18 protein-coding genes are annotated in these 21410 nt (G+C 62.6%); 13 read left to right on the top strand and 5 right to left on the bottom strand.

From position 1 onward, the window contains the following. Position 1: 1 nt before the first annotated feature. Positions 2-604 carry a MiaE family protein gene (locus BLV67_RS28045; protein WP_058421365.1) on the top strand — a complete coding sequence of 201 codons (603 nt, stop codon included), beginning with the start codon at positions 2-4 and terminating at the stop codon, positions 602-604. Here BLV67_RS28045 and BLV67_RS28040 read toward each other — a convergent pair. Then, complete coding sequence (locus tag BLV67_RS28040; protein ID WP_069786360.1) at positions 560-1759, bottom strand: MFS transporter; 1200 nt, start codon at positions 1757-1759, stop codon at positions 560-562. The genes BLV67_RS28045 and BLV67_RS28040 overlap by 45 nt on opposite strands. A 156-nt stretch (positions 1760-1915) precedes the next feature. On the opposite strand from BLV67_RS28040, the gene BLV67_RS28035 reads away from it, so the two are divergent. Beyond that, positions 1916-2623, top strand: a complete 708-nt coding sequence (locus tag BLV67_RS28035) for a winged helix-turn-helix domain-containing protein (RefSeq protein WP_069786361.1) — start codon at positions 1916-1918, stop codon at positions 2621-2623. Further along, positions 2624-3901, top strand: coding sequence for an ATP-binding protein (locus BLV67_RS28030; RefSeq protein WP_069786362.1), 1278 nt, complete (start codon positions 2624-2626; stop codon positions 3899-3901). A 150-nt stretch (positions 3902-4051) separates the two neighbouring features. On the opposite strand, the gene BLV67_RS28025 is transcribed toward BLV67_RS28030, so the two are convergent. The 3 genes from BLV67_RS28025 to BLV67_RS28015 all read right to left on the bottom strand — a co-directional run bounded on the left by BLV67_RS28025 (position 4052) and on the right by BLV67_RS28015 (position 7267). Continuing rightward, positions 4052-4843 carry a MipA/OmpV family protein gene (locus tag BLV67_RS28025; protein ID WP_069786363.1) on the bottom strand — a complete coding sequence of 264 codons (792 nt, stop codon included), beginning with the start codon at positions 4841-4843 and terminating at the stop codon, positions 4052-4054. A gap of 17 nt (positions 4844-4860) precedes the next feature. Next, entirely contained in the window at positions 4861-6684 is a 1824-nt protein-coding gene (locus BLV67_RS28020; RefSeq protein ID WP_069786364.1) for a serine hydrolase domain-containing protein, read from the bottom strand. 94 nt (positions 6685-6778) lie between these two features. After that, a complete protein-coding gene (locus BLV67_RS28015) occupies positions 6779-7267 on the bottom strand; it encodes a GFA family protein (protein ID WP_069786365.1) in 489 nt (162 codons plus the stop codon). Between the two features lie 91 nt (positions 7268-7358). On the opposite strand from BLV67_RS28015, the gene BLV67_RS28010 reads away from it, so the two are divergent. The 4 genes from BLV67_RS28010 to BLV67_RS27995 are packed head-to-tail and all read left to right on the top strand — an operon-like array spanning position 7359 to position 13596. After that, a complete protein-coding gene (locus BLV67_RS28010) occupies positions 7359-8474 on the top strand; it encodes an AAA family ATPase (RefSeq protein WP_065931323.1) in 1116 nt (371 codons plus the stop codon). Next, positions 8471-8917 carry a bpX5 domain-containing protein gene (locus BLV67_RS28005; protein WP_065931324.1) on the top strand — a complete coding sequence of 149 codons (447 nt, stop codon included), beginning with the start codon at positions 8471-8473 and terminating at the stop codon, positions 8915-8917. Before BLV67_RS28010 ends, BLV67_RS28005 begins: the two co-directional genes overlap by 4 nt. Next, positions 8904-10709 carry a hypothetical protein gene (locus BLV67_RS28000; RefSeq protein WP_065931325.1) on the top strand — a complete coding sequence of 602 codons (1806 nt, stop codon included), beginning with the start codon at positions 8904-8906 and terminating at the stop codon, positions 10707-10709. The genes BLV67_RS28005 and BLV67_RS28000 overlap by 14 nt, the downstream gene beginning before the upstream one ends. Continuing rightward, entirely contained in the window at positions 10702-13596 is a 2895-nt protein-coding gene (locus tag BLV67_RS27995) for a bpX6 domain-containing protein (protein WP_069786366.1), read from the top strand. Before BLV67_RS28000 ends, BLV67_RS27995 begins: the two co-directional genes overlap by 8 nt. Here BLV67_RS27995 and BLV67_RS27990 read toward each other — a convergent pair. Further along, positions 13583-14482, bottom strand: a complete 900-nt coding sequence (locus tag BLV67_RS27990; RefSeq protein ID WP_065931327.1) for a LysR family transcriptional regulator — start codon at positions 14480-14482, stop codon at positions 13583-13585. The two genes, BLV67_RS27995 and BLV67_RS27990, sit on opposite strands and share 14 nt — an antisense overlap. A 253-nt stretch (positions 14483-14735) precedes the next feature. Here BLV67_RS27990 and BLV67_RS27985 point away from each other — a divergent pair, with 253 nt between their 5' ends. The 6 genes from BLV67_RS27985 (at position 14736) to BLV67_RS27960 (ending at position 21363) form a co-directional block, all read left to right on the top strand. Further along, positions 14736-15554 (top strand): HTD2 family dehydratase, encoded by an 819-nt coding sequence (locus BLV67_RS27985; protein ID WP_069786367.1) that lies wholly within the window; start codon positions 14736-14738, stop codon positions 15552-15554. 28 nt (positions 15555-15582) lie between these two features. Continuing rightward, positions 15583-16746 carry an acyl-CoA dehydrogenase family protein gene (locus BLV67_RS27980; protein WP_069786368.1) on the top strand — a complete coding sequence of 388 codons (1164 nt, stop codon included), beginning with the start codon at positions 15583-15585 and terminating at the stop codon, positions 16744-16746. Positions 16747-16756: 10 nt separating this feature from the next. Beyond that, positions 16757-18106 (top strand): MmgE/PrpD family protein, encoded by a 1350-nt coding sequence (locus tag BLV67_RS27975; protein WP_069786369.1) that lies wholly within the window; start codon positions 16757-16759, stop codon positions 18104-18106. A 9-nt stretch (positions 18107-18115) separates the two neighbouring features. Beyond that, entirely contained in the window at positions 18116-19309 is a 1194-nt protein-coding gene (locus BLV67_RS27970; RefSeq protein WP_065931331.1) for a CaiB/BaiF CoA transferase family protein, read from the top strand. A 15-nt stretch (positions 19310-19324) separates the two neighbouring features. Continuing rightward, entirely contained in the window at positions 19325-20140 is an 816-nt protein-coding gene (locus BLV67_RS27965; RefSeq protein WP_069786370.1) for an HpcH/HpaI aldolase/citrate lyase family protein, read from the top strand. 239 nt (positions 20141-20379) lie between these two features. Continuing rightward, the gene (locus BLV67_RS27960) at positions 20380-21363 is read left to right on the top strand and encodes a TRAP transporter substrate-binding protein (RefSeq protein WP_065931333.1); all 984 of its coding nucleotides are present in this window, start codon (positions 20380-20382) and stop codon (positions 21361-21363) included. Positions 21364-21410: the final 47 nt, after the last annotated feature.

The raw sequence follows: 21410 nt of genomic DNA, 5'->3' as shown, positions 1-21410 counted from the left end.
GATGAACCTGCCCGAAATCCACGAATTCCTCGGCTGCCGCACCCCCGACGCCTGGGTCCAGGCCGCGTTGGCCGATCAGCACACCCTGCTGATCGACCACAAGAACTGCGAATTCAAAGCCGCCAGCACCGCCCTCAGCCTGATCGCCAAGTACCACGCCCATGTGGACCTGATCAGCATGATGTCGCGCCTGGCCCGTGAAGAGCTGGTGCACCACGAACAGGTCATGCGCCTGATCAAAAAGCGCAAGGTCGAGCTGCGCCAATTGCACGCCGGCCGTTACGCCTCGGGTTTGCGCAAGGTGGTGCGCAGCCATGAGCCGGTCAAGCTGGTGGACACGCTGGTGGTCGGCGCCTTTATCGAAGCACGCAGTTGCGAGCGTTTCGAAGCCCTGGTGCCGCATTTGGACGAAGAACTCGGCAAGTTCTACTTCGGTTTGCTCAAGAGCGAGGCCCGGCACTTCCAGGGTTACCTGAAACTGGCTTACCAGTACGGCGATGCCAAAGACATCGCCCAGGTAATCGAACGGGTGCGCGCCGCCGAGCAGGAACTGATCGAGTCACCCGACATCGAGTTCCGCTTTCACAGTGGCGTGCCAGCCTGAAGCAACGGCCACGCCGATCAGCGCAGTGATCCCGGCCAGCAGCAGGATCACCGTTTGCGTGCCCAGCGGCGCCGCCAGCACGCCGATCAACAGGCCCGCCAACGGCTGCGCCAGGTTGTTGAGCAAGGTGATCACGCCGACTGTCTTGCCGAAGTCCTGCACCGGAATCACCCGCTGGCGGGTGCTGCGCATGTACACGTTGAACATCTTGTCGAAGCCGGTGATCAGCAAAAAACCCAGGGTGTAAGCCCACAGGTTGGGGCTGACGGCCATGATCAACGCCCCGGCAGCGATCATTGAATACGACAGCCCACCCAGCACCTTCAACGGCAGGCTGGAGCGCGCCAGGTAAAACAAAATGACGATGGTCACCACCGCGCCCGCAGCCTGCAACAACGCATAGGCATCTTTGCCCGCCGCGAACAGGCCGGTGACCATGGCTGCAGACGTCGCCAGCGTGACCCCGATGATCAGGTTGACGCCCACCGCCAGGGTAATGATCCGCTTCAGTTCCGCCAGTTTGCGAATGTGCCCGAAGGCAATGCGCAGCGGTTGCAGCCAGATATCCTGATGCTGCTCAAAGCTTTCCAGGCTGACCGTGGTATTGCGTTGCCAGACCAACATCGCCAGGTCCGCCAATACAAACAGACCGGCAATCGCGACCACCACCCAAGGCCAGGCCCACACCTCGAGCATCAGCGCCGCCACCAGTGGCCCCAGCACCAGGCCGCTCTGGTCGGCGATCTGCGAGTAGGACAAAGTCTTGGCATAAGTGTAATGCTTGAAGATATGCGGCATCACCACTTCGCGCGCCATGATGCCCTGGGTCGTCAACACGCCGCACAGCGCCGACAGGATCACCAACCAATAAATACCGTCGAACACGCCATACAGCGCCACCGCCGCCACGCACGCCAAAGCACGGTAAACCTGGCTGATATGCAGAATGCGCACCGGCGAGAACTTGTCGCACAATGCGCCGCACACCGGGAACGCCAGGTAGCGCGGCAGCGACTCGACGAAGAACGCCAACCCCGCCCACGACACGCTGTTGGTGGTTTGGAACACGATCAGCGGCACGATAAACAACAGAATCTGGTCCGCCAGCCGCGACAGGAACAGCGAGATAAAAAAAGCCAGGTAGTCCTTGCGCATATAACTCCTGTTAGTGGCGTAAAAGATTGCAGGCTATTTGTTAAAAACTCTTAAAAGCATGAAGCTTCGTCGGGCGGTAATGGCCAGTTGCTTAAGTCGGCCAGCTTGCCACCTATAATGCGCACACTTCAATCCGCGCATCCACACTGAGAACTTATGGAAAACCTGGGTCTGGGCAAGGTCCTGCTCGTTGAGGACGATGAAAAGCTGGCAGGGCTGATCGCGCACTTCCTGTCGCAACACGGTTTCGAGGTGCGCGTGGTGCACCGGGGCGATGAGGCGCTGGCGGCCTTTCTCGATTTCAAACCCAAGATTGTGGTGCTCGACCTGATGCTGCCGGGCCAGAGCGGGCTGCATGTGTGCCGGGAGATTCGCAATGTGTCCGACACGCCCATCGTCATTCTCACCGCCAAGGAAGACGACCTGGACCACATCCTGGGCCTGGAGTCGGGCGCCGACGACTACGTGATCAAACCGATCAAGCCGCCGGTACTGCTCGCGCGCCTGCGCGCCTTGCAGCGCCGTCAGGTGCCGGAGCCCACGGTGCGCGGTGCGCTGGAGTTTGGCCGGCTGTCGATTGATCGCAGTTGCCGCGGGGTCAGCCTGGGCGGTGAGGCCATCGACCTCACCACCATGGAGTTCGAACTGCTGTGGCTGCTGGCCAGCAACTCGGGAAAAATCCTTTCGCGCGACGACATTCTCAACCGCATGCGCGGCATTGCCTTCGACGGCCTGAACCGCAGCGTCGACGTGTACATCAGCAAGTTGCGCAGCAAGCTCAACGACAACCCGCGCGAACCGGTGTGCATCAAGACCATCTGGGGCAAGGGTTACCTGTTCAATCCGTTTGCGTGGGAGGTTTAGATGCTGCGCCTGTTTCTGCGCCTGTATGTGATCCTGGCGCTGGGGTTGGCCGGGGCGATCTGGCTGGTCAACTACACCTTCGATGAGTTATTGCCCGAAGCCAACGAAGTCTATAACCGCGAAGCCTTGCGCGGGCCGGCCTACGGCCTGGTCGAGCAACTGCGCCCGGTGCAGGGCGCGGCCCGCGATGCGCGCCTGGCCGAGCTGCAACCCCATTACGGCCTGCGCCTCCAGCTGGTGGCACGCGACACCCTGGCGCTCACTGACCGCGAACAACAACTGCTGGCCGGCGGCCAATTGGTGGTGCGCGGCGACTTCATGGAATTTCTGGCCACCATTGATGGCGGCCCACAGCTGCTGCAGATCAAGCTGCCGGAAGAGCCCAAATGGTTGTACCTGTGGGCCTATGGCTTTCTGGGCGTAAGCCTGGCCATCGTCCTGTATTTTTGGGTACGCCCGCACTGGCGTGACCTGGAGCATATCCGCCTGGCCGCGCAGCGCTTTGGCGATAACGACCTCGGCTCGCGCATCCTGCTGCCACGCCGTTCGACCGTGCGCGAGCTGGCCGGGCACTTCAATCAGATGGCCGAGCGCATCGAAAGCTTGATCGCCAACCAGCGTGAGCTGACCAACGCGGTGTCCCATGAGTTGCGCACGCCGATTGCGCGCTTGTCCTTTGAGCTGGATCAACTCAAGCAACAGGCCGACCCGCGCCAGAGCCGCGAATTGATCGCCGATATGTACGCTGACCTCGGTGAGCTGGAAGAAATGGTCTCCGAACTGTTGACCTATGCCAGCCTGGAGCGCGGCGCCACCCAGGTCACTCGGGAGAATATCGAAGCCCACAGCTGGCTCGACAGCGTGATCGGCAGCGTGGCGCTGGAGGCCGAGGCAGCCGGGGTGCAGTTGTCGTTGCGCACCTGTGAGGTCGACTTTATCCAGATCGAGCCGCGCTTTATGGCGCGTGCAGTGATCAACCTGCTGCGCAATGCCATTCGCTACGCTGAGCGCCGTGTAGAGGTGTCGCTGGTCAAGTTCGGCAATGGCTACGAAGTGCGGGTCAATGACGACGGCCCTGGTGTGCCGATGGAGGGGCGGTCGAAGATCTTCGAACCCTTCCTGCGCCTGGATGCCAGCCGCGATCGCCGCACCGGCGGCTTTGGCTTGGGCCTGGCGCTGGTCAAGCGCGTCAGCCAGTGGCATGGCGGGCAGGTGGAAGTGCTGGATTCGGAGTGGGGCGGGGCGTCATTCAGGATGACATGGGCGTACGCCGAGTAAAGCTCGGGCTTAGCAGGGTACAGGTGTGATAACCCCTTCAATGTGGGAGCTGGCTTGCCTGCGAATGCGGTGTATCAGTTAAAGAATTATTGACTGACACACCGCATTCGCGAGCAAGCCCGCTCCCACACGTTCTGATCGGCTAGCCGATCAGAACGTGTATTCCAAAACCCCCATCACCGACGTCTGCAACCGTCGCTCCACGATCGGGCTCTTGCCCGCTTCATCCGCCAGGTACTGCACATCCAGCAAGGTCGAGAACTGGGTGTGCTCGCTGATCGGCAGGCTCCACACCAGGTTCAGGCCATTGCTGATATTGCCCGCGCCGGCCTTGTAGGCTTTGAAGCGGCTTTGCGCGGCCTGGCCGGTGGTTACGCCATACCAGGTCTGCAAGTAGTTGCGGTCGCCAAAGTGGCTGCTGAGGCTGGCATCCACCGAACCGTAGCGACCTTCGTACAGGTTGGTGCCCAGGCTCAGTTCCAGGTGGGTGTAGGCCTTGCCGGTGTCTTTGCGGTCGTTCTCCTTGAGGGCATGTTCCAGGGTCGCGCCAACAATCACACCGCCCAGGTTATAGCTGGCGTTGACGCCCAATTGCGGGCGGGCCTTGATCTCGCCCATGCCTTTAAGGCGTTTGGAGCCGGCATGCAGGCGCTCGTTTTTGTCCTTGCGCGCGGCGCTTGCGCCGACATACGCACTGAAGCTCAGGGCGTTGCCTTCGTAACCCCAGCCCAGGCCCTTGTCGGTGTCGAGGAAAATCCCCCACGGGCTCACGACTTTGCCGCCCAGCAGTGGCGCGGTCATGCGTTCGTCGCTGCCGCTGTAGCGCGGCAGGTTGCCCACGCCGGCCTTGAGGCTGTATTGCCAGTCTTCGGCAATCGCCGTGTCTGCAGCCGCGAGCAGGCACAGTGAGGTGAATGACAGGCAGAGGTTTTTTGAGCGCATCCGGGTATTTGTCCTTGTTAAAAATTCAAGAGGTTGTTGGGCGATTGCGTGCGTTTGAAGGAGTAACCCGAGGCGCTGAGGCCGTTGACTTGGCGGCTGACGGTATCGCCCAGGCCGTAGCCGTTGCCGGCCAGCACCGCGTGGGCGTTGTCGACGGGAAGCAGGATGTAGTCGGTAAGCGGCTCGTTGTGCAGTTGGCCGCGAATCACCAGGAAGCCTTCTTCCAGGCGCACGCTGATGCCGCTCAACGGCGCGTCGGGTTCATGGGTGTTGAGCACCTGATAGGTGCCGATGGTGGAGGCCCAGGCCAGCGGCAGCGGCGGCGGGTCGATGCGTTCACCGATGGCCAGGCGTTGGCCGTGGCTGCGGGCGGTGAGCACTTGGCGGCCCTGCACCGTGACCACGTCCAGCTGAACGCGGCCCAAATCACCGAGGTCCTTGAGCCAAAAGCCCAGGACTTTTTTCTGCGCGCGCAGCCAGCCGTGTTCGTCGCGCAATAACTCGAAGTCAAAGCCGGCCAGTTCTCCGCTCAGCCGATTGCCCTCATCTTTGACCCGGAATACGCCCCAGGCCGTGGCATAAAACCCGGCCAGGCGCTTGCGGTCGACGGCGGCCGGCACCTGGCGCAACTTGAGCCCATGGCTGGGTGCCTGGCAGTCGTCGGCGCACACGGCTTGCCCGGTTTGCGCCTGGAGCAACAGGCGCAGGGTCTCGGTGGCCAGGCGTGCGACCAGTTCTTCGGCATTGCTGTCATTGGCCATGATGATCACCGCCAGTTGCTGGTCGGGCAGCACGCTCAACTGCGCGGCAAAATCATCACCGCCGCCACTGTGCTGGTAGGTGCGCACGCCGGGGGCGACGGGTTCATCGCCGCAGGGTGCGAGGAACCAGCCCAGGCCCATCCGGCAATCGAAGTCCAGGGCATTGCCGGTGTTTTGCTGGGTGAACATCTGATCAATCGACGGGCTCTCAAGCACGCGGGTGCCTTTATAGAGGCCATGGGCAAACAGCATCTGTACGTAGTGGCTGAGGTCTTTGGGGCTGGCCCACAAGCCGCCGGCGGCCAGGTCGCGCACCTGCGCATCGGTACTCGCCACGCCGTCTTCGTAACCGAGGGCGCGAAAGCTCAACTGCGTGCCGGTGCCGACAAAACTCGACTGGTTCATCTCCAGGGGCTGGAGCAGGCGACTTTGCAACTGGGCTTCAAAATTTTTGCCGCTGCTGCGCTCGATGGCCGCACCCACCAGCGAATAACCGAGGTTGGAATAGGCCACCTGCGAGCCCGGCGGGCTGCTCAGCCACACGCCCGACACGCGCATCGGCATCTGGCCCATGGCATAGGTGCTGCGCACGTCGCGCAAGTGTTCACTGGGCAAACCGGATTGATGACTGAGCAAGCGGCGCAAGGTGATGTCGCGGTCGGCGGCGGCCTGGTCGGTGTGAAAGCGCGAACGCACGTAGAACTCGCGCAAGGTCTGCTGGATGGGCGCGTCGAGGGCCAGGCGCTGCTGCTCGACCAATTGCAGCGCCGCCGTGGCCGTCAGCAGTTTGGAAATGCCGCCGGCGCGAAACGCCGTGTTGGCGGTCACCGGCACCCCCTGGGCCTTGTCGGCCAGGCCAAAGCCGCGCGCCCAGATCAGCTCCTGGCCATTAACCAGCGCAATCGACAAACCGGGCACATTCTCGCGGGCCAGGTCTTTGGGAATACGCGCTTGCAGGTAACGGATGATCGCGCCGTAATCGCCCTTGGGAATCGCCGGCGGGGCAGGCGGCTGCACGTGGCAGCCGAGCGTGCCCAGCAGGCAACCCCATAACGGAATACCGCGCAATGTGCGAAACATGAAGAGCACCCGGATGGTGGTTTGGATGCTCGAATGCTAGGGCCATGCCGGCCAACAATCTTTGAGAGCTTTGTCGAGAAACTGTCAAAGAATGTTAACGCGTCAGCCCCAAACGCTCATGCCACTGGGCGATGGATTCTTCGGGGTATTCGTCGAACTGCAAATCGCCCTTGCGCACACTGACTTCCACCCACGGCGCCTTCGAGCCGAGCATCAGGTGCGTGTGCTCAGGCGGCACCGGCAACGGCGTGTCGATGGCCGAGGCAAACGGGTGAATCAACGCCGGCCATTCGGGGCTGAACAGCCACAAGGCGCTGCCGCACTGCGAGCAGAAATGCCGTTCGGCAGTGCTCGCATGCGCGCGGCTGGCGCCTTCGGGCTTGAGGCGGGCGTGGTAGATCGAAATGTGTTTACGCCCGTGAACCTTCAAACTCTTGGCGTCGGCGCCCAGGTTGATCGCATAACCTCCGCCGCCTTGGGTTTTGCGGCAGATGGAGCAGTAGCAGCGCTGGTACGGGTAGGGGTGCTGGCTGGTCAGGCTGAACGTTACGGCGCCGCAATGGCAGGATCCTTCGAGTTGCATGGGCTGACTCCTCAAGGCAGGTTGTAACAACGCTTTGCTAATACTTTAGCCTCAGGCAAAATTCCCCGCTTTGGTTTCAGGGAAGATACCCATGATTGCTCAGTTGCAAAGCGCTGCCACGCAAATCCGCCACGCTGTGCGTAATGCGACCGAAGGCTTGGTCGGGCGCGAGCAATTGGCCGAGCTGATTGTGCTGGCGGCGGTCGCCCAGGAGCACATCCTGGTGATCGGCCCGCCTGGTACGGCCAAGAGCGCCGTGGTGCGCCGTGTGGCGCAGTCCATGGGCGGGCGTTACTTCGAATACTTGCTGGGGCGCTTCACTGAGCCGTCGGAGCTTTTTGGTGCCGTAGACCTGAAAAAACTGCGTGAAGGCACGGTGGAAACCGACGTCAGTGGCATGTTGCCGGAGGCCGATGTCGTGTTTCTCGATGAAGTCTTCCTGGGCTCGACCGCCATCCTCAATACCTTGCTGGGCGTGCTCAACGAGCGCCGCTTTCGCCGTGGCCATACTCAAATTCAATGTCCGCTGCGGGTGTGTGTCGGCGCGGCCAATGGTTTGCCGGACGATGAAGCGCTGGCAGCGTTTGGCGACCGCTTCCTGTTGCACCTGTTCGTCGAGTCGGTGCCGGACAATCAACTGGAAGCCATGCTGGCGGGCGGTTGGCAGTCGGAGCAGCGGCCGGTGCACCAGTTACTGGGGCTGGCCCAGCTGGACACGCTGAGCCAGGCCCTGAAAAACGTCGATCTGGGCGCGGTGCGTCCCGCCCTGGCCCAGGCAATTCGGCGCCTGCGCGAAGCCGGCATACAGTTGTCGGACCGCCGCATCGTCAAGTCTCAACGGTTGATCGCGGCCGCCGCGTTGCTGGGCGGGCGGCTGCAAGCCAGCGACGCAGATCTGTGGCCGCTGCTGTATGTGCTGCCCACTAAAGAGACTCAGCAGCATGGTCGCGAGGTGCTGCGCGACTTGTTTGCCGCGTCCAGCAACAGCCACTTGTTCAGTGCGGTCGAAGAGGCCACCTTGCAACCGATGTCGCGCTTGAATCGCTTGCTGGAAACTGCGCAAGACTACCTGGCCCGCAGCGAGCCGCCCGACAGCCCGGCGCTTGAAGGGCTACTGCGCGAGATCGACGCCAACTTCAATAGCGAGACTATGCCGGAACCCTTGCAGCAGGTACGCGGGCAACTGTCCCGAATGCTGACGCCATGAGTGCCGACCACTACGCCTGGACCTGGCGCCCAAGGCAGGTGCCTGCCGACCCTAAAGCCGCCGTCGCCTGGGGAGACGCCGCGCGCCGCTTGCATGCGCGCTTGCTGCTGCTCGCCGATGAACAGGCGGCGCGCTTGCACGCTACCGCCAGCGGCGACGTACTGGTGGTCACCGGGGCGGCGGCGGATTTGCCGTGGGTGGACGGCGTGGCCTACGCCGCAGTGCACCCCGGCGCGCCTGGGCTGTGGCTGCCCACCAGTTGGGAGCCGACAGTGCCGGTAGACCTGCTCGGCCAAACGCTGTCGGCACGGTTCAAGCGCTCGCCCTTGCTGTTGTGGCGCGAACCGCAAGCCGTAGTGCCATTGGACCGCCTGTTGCCTGTGACGGTTGAACACCTTCAGCGCATCGCGACGCATTGGGGTGCCAGCCATGCAATTGCCTGAAGCCCTGCAACCCTGGCGCCAGTGGCTGGAGTGGTTTGCGCCGCAGCATCTGCCGCTGTTCGCCGATTTGCTTGGGCGCCTTAACCCGGTGCTGGGGCCACTGCGCGGCAGGCAGCAAGGCGGGGTGCCTGAGCCGGATGGCGTGGGTGATCTGCAACGCCGTGGGCCTTACGAGCGCCTGCTCTCCAGCGAATGGCTGCTGGCCGATGAAGTGCCGGATGAGTTTATGCGCCGGGCTGTCGGCGGCGAACATATGTTCCTGGCGCCGCAGTACCGCGCCCGTGAAGCCAACCGCCTGATTGTCGTGCTGTTCGACGCCGGCCCGTTGCAGTGGGGCGCCGCGCGGCTGGTGCATATCGCCTTGCTGATGCTGCTGGCCCGGCGTGCCGAGGAGGCGGGGGCGCAGTTGCGCTGGGGCATCCTGCAAGGCGCTCCGCTGCTGCATGAATTCGATAGCGCGGGGCAGCTCAAGCAGCTGCTCAAGGCGCGCACCTATGAAAGTGTCGCCCCGGCGCACTGGCACGCCTGGCAGGAATGGCTGGCCGCGCAGGGTGAAACCTTGGGTGAGTGCTGGACAGTCGGGCAGCGCTTGCCCAAGGACACGACCAAGACCTGTACGCACCGGGTGCAGGTGCAGCGCAGCCTGGATGGGCACAGCCTGTCATTCGAGTTGCAGGCCGCATCGGTGCGGCGCGTGCTGCTGCCTATGCCGGATGAGGCGCGCGCGGTGCAACTGCTCAAAGGCCAGTTCGACGATGAAGTCCAGGCGCCGCCGCCGAATCTCGCACGTGCGGTGCCACGCGTCGCCTTGACCTTGCCGCCGGTGATCTCCAGCGCCGGTAACTATGTGGCGCTGCGCCTGCTCGATGAGGCGGGCATGGTGGTGATCAAGCTGCCGCACAAAAACCAGAAAAAGTCGCTGGAAGTTCGACGCCGTCTGTGGGGCAAGCATCAGCGCGTATTGAGCACCACCTTTCACCACCGCAGCCTCGGTGCCGTGTTGAGCGACAACGAAAGCCTGACGTTCTGGAACATTCCCGGTATGCCCACCGTCGACAAGCCCGCCCGTGAACAGCTGCAACTGCCACCGGGCACTGCGACGTTCCTGCCGAGTGTGTGGCTGCACAGTCAGAATTCCGTGCGTGTGTACTTGCTCGACAGCCAGGGGCGGCTTGCCTACTGGAAGTCGCGTCAACTCTGCCAGGTGGCGGACGACGTGATGAGCCTGGTACAGGTCGACCCTTTGACCATCGCTTATGTGCGCAGCGAAGGCGGGCAGATCGTCGCGTATTCCGGGTCTGCTGACGGTTTACGCGCCAATGGTCATGCGGTCGGCTCGGCAGCGGGCGTTAGCCAGGTGCTGCTGGCCGCCAACTTTTACTGGCGCCAGTACTGCGGCGGTTGCGCGCTGCTGACCACCCAGGACGGCCACCAGAGTTGGCGCCTGGTGACCCATGAAAGCTTTCCGGCGAAACACGAACAGATCGACTTGGCGCCGGGCTGGAAAGCCATCGGCCTGCACCACGCGTTCGCCCAGCGACAGCTCTACTCACTGGTGCTGCTGGGGCCGAACCAGCACAGCGTCGGGCTCTACGCCGAGGGGCAACAGCGCACGTTGTTTACCACTTCGGCGCCGATTGCCCGCGCGAGTTTTTGCCCCATGAGCGGCTTGATCGCTGTACTGACCACTGACCGCGAATTACTGGTTTACTCGGTTGGCGAGCGCTCCATGCGTTTGCAAGTGATGTGCAACCAGGCACCACAGCTCAGCCAGGAAGCTGCCAATGCTTGAGCCAGAACGGATGCTGATTCGCCGCCCGCTACTCACCGGGCACCAACAGATTGACGGCCTATGGTTTGCCGCCGAGCGTTTTGATGAAGGCGAGCGCAAGCGCCTGATCCTCAAGTATTGGCAAATCGACGCGCGTGCCTACCGCTTTGCCGACGGCGACTTGCTGCAGTTTCACACACCTTGCCCAGTAAACTGCGAAAGCCTGCACGGCTGGCCGCTGATCCGCCAGGGCCTGGGCTTGTCGTCTGCCGCGCTGCACCCTGAGGAATTGCGCCGGCTGCCCGTTGCCGACCTGTGGCTGGTGCGCGGCAGCCAGATCCATGCACTGCAGCTGCGCGATGCACACGTGCTGACGCCTGGGCTGTGGCTCGACATCAGCACCTACACACTGCTCGACACCTTTGACTGCCATACCCCGTTGCCTGCAACGCTGCCGGATGCAGTGATCACCGACCTGCGTGAAATCCTCGGTGGGCCGCTGGAGCCCGTCAGCCCGGAGCGTGAAGCAATCATGCAAGCGCTGCTGGAGCGCCCGCGTCACACGTCGAGTAAAGGGGCTGGCGCCAGCTCGTCGCCCGCGCGAAACAACATGGATGACGCCCGTGAAGTCTCTTCCCCGGTGCTGAAAATCGTGATTGGCTTGCTACTGTTGGGGGGGCTGATCCGCCTCTTCGGCCAAAGCGATGCTGCCGCCATGCTGGCCACGCACACACAGTCCTTCAGCGGTATGCTCCTGGGCAGCGTGATCTGGATGGTTGTGATTACCGCGCTGCTGTTCGGGTTGAACCGCTTTCTGCACCGTGGCGCGTCGGCCCCCGCCCAAACGGCACCCAGGCCGGTTGCCCGCGCACCCGCTGACCCAGGCATCGCTGCGCGTGCCACCCCGCGCAGGCACAAACCTGCCGCGTGGCGCCGCTTGTTGACCCGGCTGACCCAGCATTCCCAGCTTTCCAAACTGTATGGCAAACGCCAGGCCGCCTACATGCAGCGCATGTTGGAGATGTTCGAAGACGGCAATTTCGAAGAAGCCTTGCGCCACGCGATCCCCTTGAACGGCGGTGCCTCCAGCGGTGAACAGAGCTTTGGTACGCCCCAACGCCGCGAGGATTTGAGCCTCAGCCAGCAGGATGGCCCGGCGCGCTCGATGCTGTTTGAAGACGACTTGGCCGAGCACTTGCGCCAAGTGTATCGCCAGACTTTTGAGCGCCTGGACCGTGCCGGTCGTATCGAGGAAGCGGTATTTGTACTCGCCGAATTGCTCAAAGAGCACCAGCAAGCCCTCGATTACCTGGAGAAACACGCGCGCTATCAGCAGGCCGCCGACCTGGCCCTGGCGTGGGACATGCTAGCTGCGGTGATCGTGCGCCTGCTGTGCCTGGCCGAGCAGTGGCAGCGCGCCGTGCAGGTGGCGCGGCGCGACAATGCGTTCGCCGACGCCGTGGTGATGCTCCAGGCCAAGTCGCCGGAAGCCGCCGACCGCTTGCGCCTGGAATGGGCCGAGTCGTTGATCGCCAAAGGCCTGTGGTTGCAAGCCGTCGATGTTATTTGGAGCCTGCCCGCAGAGCGCCCACGCGCGGCGCAATGGCTGCTCAACGCCGAGGCGGCTGGCGGGCGCTTGGGTATTGAGGCGCTGGTTAAACGCGCAATCCTGTTGCCCGAAACGCTGAACGCTTACGGGCCGTGGGTCGAGCAATTGCGTGACGACCCCACGCGCGCCAGCGAACGCTCAGCCCTGGCGCAGGCCTTATTGCTGCACAAGGCCAACACCACCGCCCTGGCCTGGCTGGCCGGTGCCACCGTGCAGGCGATTCTGGCCGATCAATTCAGCGATCAAGGCCAGCTGACCCATAACCAGTTACAAGCACTGGTCAAGATGAGTCGCGACAAAGCGCTTCAGGCGGATTTGCCGGGCCAAGCCTTGAAGCGTACGCCCGTGGTCTCGCTGGAGCGTTTGGGTGAAACCCGCGAGTGGTCTGCGCCGGCCGCGGGCAGCCGGCCGATTTTCGACGCGGCCCCGCTGGAAGACCAGCGTTACCTGGTGGCGCTGGGCGAGGCGGGTGTGATGGTGGTGGATGCGGCGGGCACAGCGTTGTTTCACTTTGCTGTACCGGCGCAGAAAATCGTTATTGCCCATAGCCGACAGGTTGCGTTGGTGCTGATCTGGCGGGGGAATGTATGGCGCGTGAGCAAACTGGACCTGGTCAATCGAGTCGCCAAAGACCTCGGTATGCTGGCCATGGATGTCTATGCAAACACCTTTGATGGCAGCAACTGGACCATCGGCAAAGGCTCGCAGTTGCGCGTGGTGGATGTTGACCGTGGCTTTGAAACGCTCTGGCATGTGAGTGATCTACCGGAGTCGGTGCGTGCCATCAAGGTGGATGAACACAACGAATACCTGTGGCTGTCGGCGCCGGGCGGGTGCCTGATGCTGTGGCATTATCGTCTGCCGGAGCGGCGGCTGGTCAGCCGTGAAAGCGCGTTTGACATCGTCGCGACGGACTTCCAGGTTCCCAGTGCCACCGCTGAATCGGCGCAGTATCGGATCAAGCACGACTATGGAACACCCACGCTGATACTGAAGCAGCACGGGGTTCGGAAGCGCTACCGGCTGCCTGGCAACTTACCGGAAGAAGAATGGGATGAGTCCGTCAGCCCGTTTCTATTTGAGGACTGGTTGCTGATCAGTTATCGGGTTGAGGAACACGGCACCTGCTGGCACGTGATCCACCGTGCCAGCGATCGGCTTTGCGTCACGTTGCACTGGCCGCAATCGCCGGCCCAGCTTCGCCGCCTCGGGTCTGATCTGTTGCTGTTCGATGGGCAGGGCCGGCTGAGCCATATCAATATTGATAACGCCAGCCAGCGCAACATCAGCCTGCACTGAGTGTGTCCGGCATCAAGGTGGCGATCAACGCCCGAATGGTGCCGGGCAACGCTTCCAACTCGCGCACCAGGATACTGCGCTCGCGAATCGCCCACGGCTCATCGAGTTTCACCGTCACCAACTGCATGGTCCGGCTGTGCCGCACGGCGGCGGACTCGGGAATGATGCCGATGCCTACGCCGGCCTCGACCATCCGGCAGATCGCTTCGAAGCTCGACACCTGGATGCGCAGCGATAAATGCTTGCCCAGGCGATCAACGTGTTCACGCAAAAAACTCAATAGCGTGCTGCCTTCGTGCAGGCCAATGTGCTGGTAGGCCAGTGTTTGCTCCAGCGTGACCGAAGGCTGGTCGGCCAATGGGTGGCCGACCGGCACCATCAACACCAATTCATCGGTGCTGAAATGCAACACCTGCAAACCTGCGGCCTCAACCGGCCCGGCAATGATGCCCATGTCGCTGGTGCCATCAAGCACACCACGCACAATATCCCGGGACAAACGCTCCTGCAGGTCGACGGTCACACCCGGGCGCTGGGACAGGAAGCCTGCCAGCACCTCCGGCAGAAACTCGGTCACCGCCGTGGTGTTGGCGAAGATGCGGATATGCCCGGCCGAATCCACACCGTATTGGGTGAACTCGCTTTTGAGGTAATCCACCTGGCGCATGATCAGCCGCGCATGGTGCAGCAGCCGCTCGCCCGCCGGGGTGATCTCCACGCCACGGCTGTCGCGGTACAGCAGGCGCGTGTCCAACTGACCCTCCAACGCCTTGATCCGCGCACTGGCGGCGGCCGGCGAGAGGAACGCACGCTTGGCGCCCTGGGTGAGGCTGGGGGATTCGGCGATATGGATAAACAGGCGCAGGTCGGCGAGATCGAAATGCATGCAAACCCCTATTTGGGCAACGGTGAGGTTCAAGTGTGGTAGCTGGCTTGCCTGCGATAGCGGTATGTCAGCACCGATGATGTTTCTGGTACACCGCTATCGCAGGCAAGCCAGCTCCCACAGGATATAAGGGCGGACTCGAAGTTGGCGTTCAGCATAACCGAACGCTGGTTTATTGAAATGCAAATTCTCAGAACGGGCAGGCGCTTGCATGATCCGGGGCAGACACTCACTGCCCGAGGACCTGCACCCGATGAGCGCCACTGATTGGATCGGCCGAAGCGAGACCGCCCACGACCACTTGAGCCATAACCTGCTCAAACGCATTGCCGCCACTTTTGGCGAGCCGGTGCCTGCACAGGGCGCCGATTTGCCGCCGCTGTGGCAGTGGTGTTTTTTCCAGGACCCGCTGCCGGAACCCGCCTTGGGCACTGACGGCCACCCGGCCCGGGGCGGTTTCCTGCCGCCGGCCGACAACCGCAATCGCATGTGGGCCGGTGGGCGCATCGAGTTCCTGCATGCCTTGCGCGCCGGTGAGGCCGCCACTCGCGTGTCGACCATCACCCAGGTCGAAGAAAAGACCGGGCGAACCGGCTCGCTGCTGTTCGTCACCGTGCGGCATGACTATTCCCAGGACGGCCGCCTGGCGATCCGCGAAGAGCAGGACATCGTTTACCGCGAGCCCACGCCGCCCAAATCAGGCAGCGGTGACGCCTTGCCCGAAGGTGAATGGCAGGAGTCGATCAGCCCCACGCCAACCCTGTTGTTTCGTTACAGCGCCGTGACCTTCAACGGCCACCGCATCCACTACGACTACCCCTATGTTACCGGCACCGAAGGCTATTCAGGCCTGGTGGTGCACGGCCCGTTGATCGCTACCTTGAGCCTGAGCGCGTTTTGCCGCGCCCATCCCGATGCGACCCTGCGCCATTTCGCTTATCGCGGCGTGCGCCCGCTGATTGCGCCGCAGCCGTTTGCTGTGGGTGGGAGGGTGATTGAAAACGGGGTTGCAGAACTGTGGGCTGGCAACGCAGACGGTCTGGCTCAGAAAGCCGAAATCCACTTCGAATAATCCAAGAACAACAGGCGGAGAGCCGTTAATGAACCCCAATGACAACGAAGAACTCAATGCCATCCGCGAAGGCGTGCGCGCCTTGTGCGCCGAGTTCGATGCCGCTTACTGGCGCAGGATCGACGAACAAAAAGGCTTCCCCGAAACCTTCGTCAAAGCCCTGACCGACGCCGGCTGGCTGTCGGCGATGATCCCTGAAGAGTACGGCGGCTCAGGCCTGGGCCTGGCCGAAGCCTCGGTGATCCTCGAAGAGGTGAACCGTTGCGGTGGCAACTCCGGCACCGTGCACGGCCAGATGTACAACATGTTCACCTTGCTGCGCCACGGCAGCGAAGCGCAAAAAAGCTTCTACCTGCCCAAGCTCGCCAGCGGCGAATTGCGCCTGCAATCGATGGGCGTGACCGAGCCCACCACCGGCACCGACACCACCAAAATCAAGACCACCGCGATCAAGCGTGGCGACAACTACGTGATCAATGGCCAGAAGGTCTGGATCTCGCGCATCCAGCATTCCGACTTGATGATTCTGCTGGCGCGCACCACGCCGCTGGCCGAGGTGAAAAAGAAGTCAGAAGGCATGTCGATCTTTCTGGTCGACCTGCGCGAAGCCATCGGCAACGGCCTGACCGTGCAGCCCATCGCCAACATGGTCAACCACGAAACCAATGAGCTGTTCTTCGACAACCTGGAGCTGCCCCTCGACAGCCTGATCGGCGAGGAGGGCAAAGGCTTCAAATACATCCTCGACGGCCTCAACGCCGAACGCACGCTGATCGCCGCCGAGTGCATCGGTGACGGCCGTTGGTTTATCGAAAAGGCCAGCGCCTATGCCCGCGACCGCGTGGTGTTTGGCCGCCCGATCGGGCAGAACCAGGGTGTGCAGTTCCCGATTGCCGAGGCGCATATCGAAATCGAAGCGGCGGACCTGATGCGCTGGCGTGCCTGTGAGGAATACGACAGCGGCAAGAATGCCGGGGCCAGCGCCAACATGGCCAAGTACCTGGCGGCCAAGGCGTCCTGGGAAGCCGCCAACGCCTGCCTGCAAACCCACGGTGGTTTCGGCTTTGCCTGTGAGTACGACGTGGAGCGCAAATTCCGCGAAACCCGCCTTTATCAAGTTGCGCCGATCTCCACCAATCTGATCCTGTCCTACGTGGCCGAGCATCTGCTCGAACTGCCACGCAGCTTCTGAGGGCCTGACCATGAGCCATACCCACGCCTTGTGTCGGTTCCTTGCGGACCTTAACGACGAACAATTGCCGGAAAAGGTACTGGCACGCACCGAAGACCTGTACCTGGACTGGCTGGCCTCGGCGCTGGCCAGCAAGGGCGCGCACCCGATCCCGTTGTTTGAACGCTATGCGCAAAAAATGGGACCCGACAGCGGCCCGGCCCAGGTGATCGTCAATGGCGGCAGCACCAGCGCGTATTTTGCCGCGCTGGTCAACGCCGCATCCTCCCACCTGGTGGAGCAGGATGACCTGCACAACAGCTCGGTGCTGCACCCGGCGACCGTGGTGTTTCCGGCCGCGCTGGCTGCCGCCCAGGACCTTGGCAAATCCGGCCGCCAATTGCTGCTGGCCTCGGTGGCGGGCTATGAAGCCGGTATCCGCATCGGCGAATTCATGGGCCGTTCCCACTACCGCATCTTCCACACTACAGCGACCGTCGGCACCCTGGCGGCGGCGGTTGCCGTGGGCAAGCTGATGGATTTTAGCCAGGAGCAGTTCATCAACCTGCTCGGCAGCGCCGGTACCCAAGCCGCCGGGTTGTGGGAGTTTTTGCGCGATGCCGCCGACTCCAAGCAGTTGCACACGGCCAAGGCAGCGGCGGATGGCTTGCTCGCGGCGTATTTGACGGCGGACGGGCTCACCGGCGCACGCAATATTCTGGAGGGTGACCAAGGCCTTGCGGCGGGCATGTCCAGCGACGCTGAGCCTGGCAAGTTATCGGCCGGCCTCGGCAGCCGTTGGGCACTGCTGGAGACCTCGTTCAAGTTCCACGCCTCGTGCCGTCACACCCATCCGGCCGCCGATGCGCTGTTGGATCTGATGCAGCGCGAAGGGCTGTGCGCTGCCGATATCGCCACGGTTCAAACGCATGTCCATCAAGGTGCCATCGACGTGCTCGGCCGCGTGACCACCCCTGCCACTGTGCATCAGGCCAAATTCTCCATGGGCACTGTGCTCGGCCTGATCGCTGTGCATGGCAAGGCCGGGCTCACCGAGTTCCACGAACACGCGTTGACCGACCCCGCCGTTTCGGCCTTTCGCGACAAGGTCAGCATGACCCTGGATGCGCACGTCGACGCCGCCTACCCGCAGCGCTGGCTGGGCCGCGTCACCGTCACCACGCTCGATGGCCGCACGCTGCAGGGCGCCATCGACGAACCCAAGGGCGACCCCGGCAACACCCTGAGCCGGGCGGAGCTGGCGGATAAATTCCAGCGCCTTACCCAATTCAGCGGCGCGCGTACACCGGCGCAGGCCACTGCACTGATCGAAAAGGTCTGGAACCTGCGCAGTGCAGCGTCCATGGCCCACTGGCTTTGAGGAAGCGTCATGACTAATCAACGACCGCTGGACGGTATCACCGTGATCAGCCTGGAACACGCGATTGCTGCGCCATTCTGCACCCGCCAGTTGGCGGACCTCGGCGCCCGTGTGATCAAGATAGAACGCCCTGGCGCCGGTGACTTTGCCCGTGGCTATGACGAGCGCGTGCGCGGCCTGGCCTCGCACTTTGTGTGGACCAACCGCTCCAAGGAAAGCCTGACCCTGGACCTCAAGCAGGACGAGGCCGGCGACATCCTGCAAAGCCTGCTGGCCGATGCCGACGTGCTGGTGCAGAACCTCGCACCCGGCGCGGCGGCGCGCATGGGCCTGTCGTTTGAAGCGCTGCATGAGCGTTTTCCACGGCTGATCGTCTGCGATATTTCCGGCTATGGCGAAGGCGGGCCCTACGAGAAAAAGAAAGCCTACGACCTGCTGATCCAAAGCGAGGGCGGCTTTTTGTCGGTGACCGGTGGCCCGGGTGAAGACCAGATGGCCAAGGCCGGTTGCTCCATCGCCGATATCTCCGCCGGCATGTACGCCTACAGCGGCATCCTCTCGGCGTTGCTGCTGCGCGGAAAAACGGGGCAGGGCAGCCGCATCGACGTGAGCATGCTCGAAAGCCTGGTGGAGTGGATGGGCTACCCGATGTATTACGCCTTCGACGGCGCGCCCCAGCCACCACGGGCCGGGGCGGCGCATTCGACGATCTACCCGTATGGGCCGTTTCCCACCGGCGACGGCGGCACGGTGATGCTCGGCTTGCAGAACGAACGCGAATGGGCGGCGTTCTGCGACAAGGTGCTGCTCACGCCTGAGCTGGCCACCGATGAGCGTTTCTCGGCCAACTTCAAGCGTTCGGCCAACCGTGAGGCGCTGCGCCAGATCATCGTTGACAGCTTTGCGCAGTTGGACGCGCAAGCCGTGATCCAACGCCTGGAAGGCGCGCAGATCGCCAGTGCCAGGGTCAACGACATGCAAGGCGTGTGGGACCACCCGCAGCTCAAGGCGCGTGACAGCTGGCGTGAAGTCCAAAGCCCGGCCGGGCCGCTGCCGTCGCTGTTGCCGCCGGCGCGCAATGCCGCGTTTACCCCGCGCATGGACGCCGTTCCCGCCCTGGGCCAGCACAGCCAGGGCATTCTCGATCAGCTGGGGTTTTCGGCGCACACCATCGACGGCCTGCGCGCACGCGGCGTTATTTAATAAGGAATTCACCTGATGCCAAAGCCTTTAGTTCGTTCGGCCCTGTTTGTGCCCGGCAGCCGCCCGGAGCGGTTTTCCAAAGCCCTGGCCAGCGGCGCCGATGCGGTGATTGTGGATTTTGAAGACGCGGTGGAAGAACCCCTCAAGCGCCAGGCGCGGGATAACCTCGGGGTGTTTTTGCACGCGCACCCACAGGCTCAGGTGTGGGTGCGCATCAATGCACCGGAGCATGCCGAGCATTTTGAGGATGTGGCGTTCTGTAAAGCCCATGCCAATGTGGCGGGTGTGCTGCTGCCGAAGGTAGAGAGCGCCGCCCAGGTTGCCGTGGTGGCGGCTGCCGGCAAGGTGATCTGGCCGATTATCGAAAGCGCCAGGGGCTTGCTGGCGGTGGCTGAGATTGCCCATGCGCCGCAGGTTGAGCGCCTGTCATTTGGTGGTCTGGATTTGGCCCTGGACCTGAACCTGAGCAGCGGTTCTGCGGCTGCGCAGTTTGCGCTCGACCAGGCACGCCTGGCGTTGATCGTGCATTCGCGCGCCGCCGGTTTGGTGGCGCCGCTGGATGGCGTGCACCCGGCCATCGACGACCCCGAAGGTTTGCGCCGCTCGATCCGTCATGCCTATGAAATGGGCTTTGCCGGGGCGCTGTGTATCCATCCCAAGCAGGTGGCGGTGATTCATGCAGCGCTGGCGCCCAGCGCCGAAGACCTGGCCTGGGCCAAGCGCGTGGTAGAGGCGGGAGCCCATGGGGCCGGGGCCTATCAGATGGATGGGCAGATGGTGGATGCGCCGGTGTTGCTTCGTGCGCAAAGGCTTCTCGCGGCCCAACTCTAACTGACGAAACTGGCTCAAAATGTGGGAGCGGGCTTGCTCGCGAATGCGGTATGACAGCCACTGAATTAATTGCCTGATCCACCGTCTTCGCGAGCAAGCCCGCTCCCACATTGGAACATAGGCGTCTGCAGGACTGGCGTTCGGCCTGGCCGAACGCAGGTATCTACAATTCGAAATTCACTACACGCGTCACATCAGGCACCTTGCCCTGAAACACAACAATAAGAAGGTGATTCCCCATGCTCAAGCTTTCTCGGGCGCTGCTGTGCGCCGCCACTTTATTTGCCGCGGGCCTGGCCCAGGCGGCCGACCCGATTGTGATCAAGTTCGCCCACGTGGTCGCTGAAAACACCCCCAAGGGCCAGGGCGCGTTGTTGTTCAAAAAGCTTGCTGAAGAGCGCTTGCCGGGCCGGGTCAAGGTCGAGGTGTACCCCAACTCCTCGCTGTTCGGCGATGGTAAAGAGATGGAAGCGCTGTTGTTGGGCGACGTGCAGATGCTGGCACCGTCCCTGGCCAAATTCGAGCAATACACCAAGCAAGTGCAGATCTACGACCTGCCGTTCCTGTTCAATGACCTGGCCGCCGTCGACCGTTTCCAGGCCGCCCAGGGCAAGGCATTGCTGACCTCGATGCAGGACAAGAACATCCTCGGCCTGGCCTATTGGCACAATGGCCTCAAGCAACTTTCCGCCAACAAAGCCCTGCATGAACCCAAGGACGCCCGTGGCCTGAAGTTCCGTGTGCAGGCCTCCAGCGTACTCGAAGAGCAGTTCAAGGCGATCCGCGCCAACCCGCGCAAGATGAGCTTTGCCGAGGTGTATCAAGGCCTGCAGACCGGTACCGTAAATGGCACCGAGAACACCTGGTCCAACTATGAAAGCCAGAAGGTCAACGAGGTGCAGAAGTACTTCACAGAGTCCAACCATGGCCTGATCGACTACATGGTGATCACCAACGCCAAGTTCTGGAACGGCCTGCCGCCGGATGTGCGCACCTCTCTGGAGCAGATCATGGTTGAAGTCACCGTCGAGGTGAACAAACAGGCCGAAGCGTTGAACCAGTCGGCCAGGCAGAAGATCATCGACGCCAAGACCAGCGAAGTCATCGAACTGACCCCGGCGCAACGCCAGCTGTGGCGCGAAGCCATGCGCCCGGTGTGGCAGAAGTTCGAGGGTGAGATTGGCGCCGACCTGATCAAGGCGGCGGACGCCTCCAACCAGTAATTGCGGGTTGTACCGAGATCCAATGTGGGAGCGGGCTTGCTCGCGAA

It is taken from the genome of Pseudomonas salomonii, from assembly GCF_900107155.1.
GTDB classification, from domain to species: domain Bacteria; phylum Pseudomonadota; class Gammaproteobacteria; order Pseudomonadales; family Pseudomonadaceae; genus Aquipseudomonas; species Aquipseudomonas salomonii.
The sequence above is the reverse complement of the archived record's forward strand: the minus strand, read 5'-3'. Positions and strand labels throughout refer to the sequence as shown.

Bases quoted from the DNA above. Each gene is read 5' to 3' on its own strand.
- BLV67_RS28005 (WP_065931324.1), top strand. From the start codon at position 8,471: ATGAGTGCCGACCACTACGCCTGGACCTGGCGCCCAAGGCAGGTGCCT.
- BLV67_RS28045 (WP_058421365.1), top strand. From the start codon at position 2: ATGAACCTGCCCGAAATCCACGAATTCCTCGGCTGCCGCACCCCCGAC.
- BLV67_RS27990 (WP_065931327.1), bottom strand. From the start codon at position 14,482: ATGCATTTCGATCTCGCCGACCTGCGCCTGTTTATCCATATCGCCGAA.
- BLV67_RS28020 (WP_069786364.1), bottom strand. From the start codon at position 6,684: ATGTTTCGCACATTGCGCGGTATTCCGTTATGGGGTTGCCTGCTGGGC.
- BLV67_RS27965 (WP_069786370.1), top strand. From the start codon at position 19,325: ATGCCAAAGCCTTTAGTTCGTTCGGCCCTGTTTGTGCCCGGCAGCCGC.
- BLV67_RS28025 (WP_069786363.1), bottom strand. From the start codon at position 4,843: ATGCGCTCAAAAAACCTCTGCCTGTCATTCACCTCACTGTGCCTGCTC.
- BLV67_RS27985 (WP_069786367.1), top strand. From the start codon at position 14,736: ATGAGCGCCACTGATTGGATCGGCCGAAGCGAGACCGCCCACGACCAC.
- BLV67_RS28035 (WP_069786361.1), top strand. From the start codon at position 1,916: ATGGAAAACCTGGGTCTGGGCAAGGTCCTGCTCGTTGAGGACGATGAA.
- BLV67_RS28040 (WP_069786360.1), bottom strand. From the start codon at position 1,759: ATGCGCAAGGACTACCTGGCTTTTTTTATCTCGCTGTTCCTGTCGCGG.
- BLV67_RS28015 (WP_069786365.1), bottom strand. From the start codon at position 7,267: ATGCAACTCGAAGGATCCTGCCATTGCGGCGCCGTAACGTTCAGCCTG.
- BLV67_RS27995 (WP_069786366.1), top strand. From the start codon at position 10,702: ATGCTTGAGCCAGAACGGATGCTGATTCGCCGCCCGCTACTCACCGGG.
- BLV67_RS28030 (WP_069786362.1), top strand. From the start codon at position 2,624: ATGCTGCGCCTGTTTCTGCGCCTGTATGTGATCCTGGCGCTGGGGTTG.
- BLV67_RS27960 (WP_065931333.1), top strand. From the start codon at position 20,380: ATGCTCAAGCTTTCTCGGGCGCTGCTGTGCGCCGCCACTTTATTTGCC.
- BLV67_RS28010 (WP_065931323.1), top strand. From the start codon at position 7,359: ATGATTGCTCAGTTGCAAAGCGCTGCCACGCAAATCCGCCACGCTGTG.
- BLV67_RS27975 (WP_069786369.1), top strand. From the start codon at position 16,757: ATGAGCCATACCCACGCCTTGTGTCGGTTCCTTGCGGACCTTAACGAC.
- BLV67_RS27980 (WP_069786368.1), top strand. From the start codon at position 15,583: ATGAACCCCAATGACAACGAAGAACTCAATGCCATCCGCGAAGGCGTG.
- BLV67_RS27970 (WP_065931331.1), top strand. From the start codon at position 18,116: ATGACTAATCAACGACCGCTGGACGGTATCACCGTGATCAGCCTGGAA.
- BLV67_RS28000 (WP_065931325.1), top strand. From the start codon at position 8,904: ATGCAATTGCCTGAAGCCCTGCAACCCTGGCGCCAGTGGCTGGAGTGG.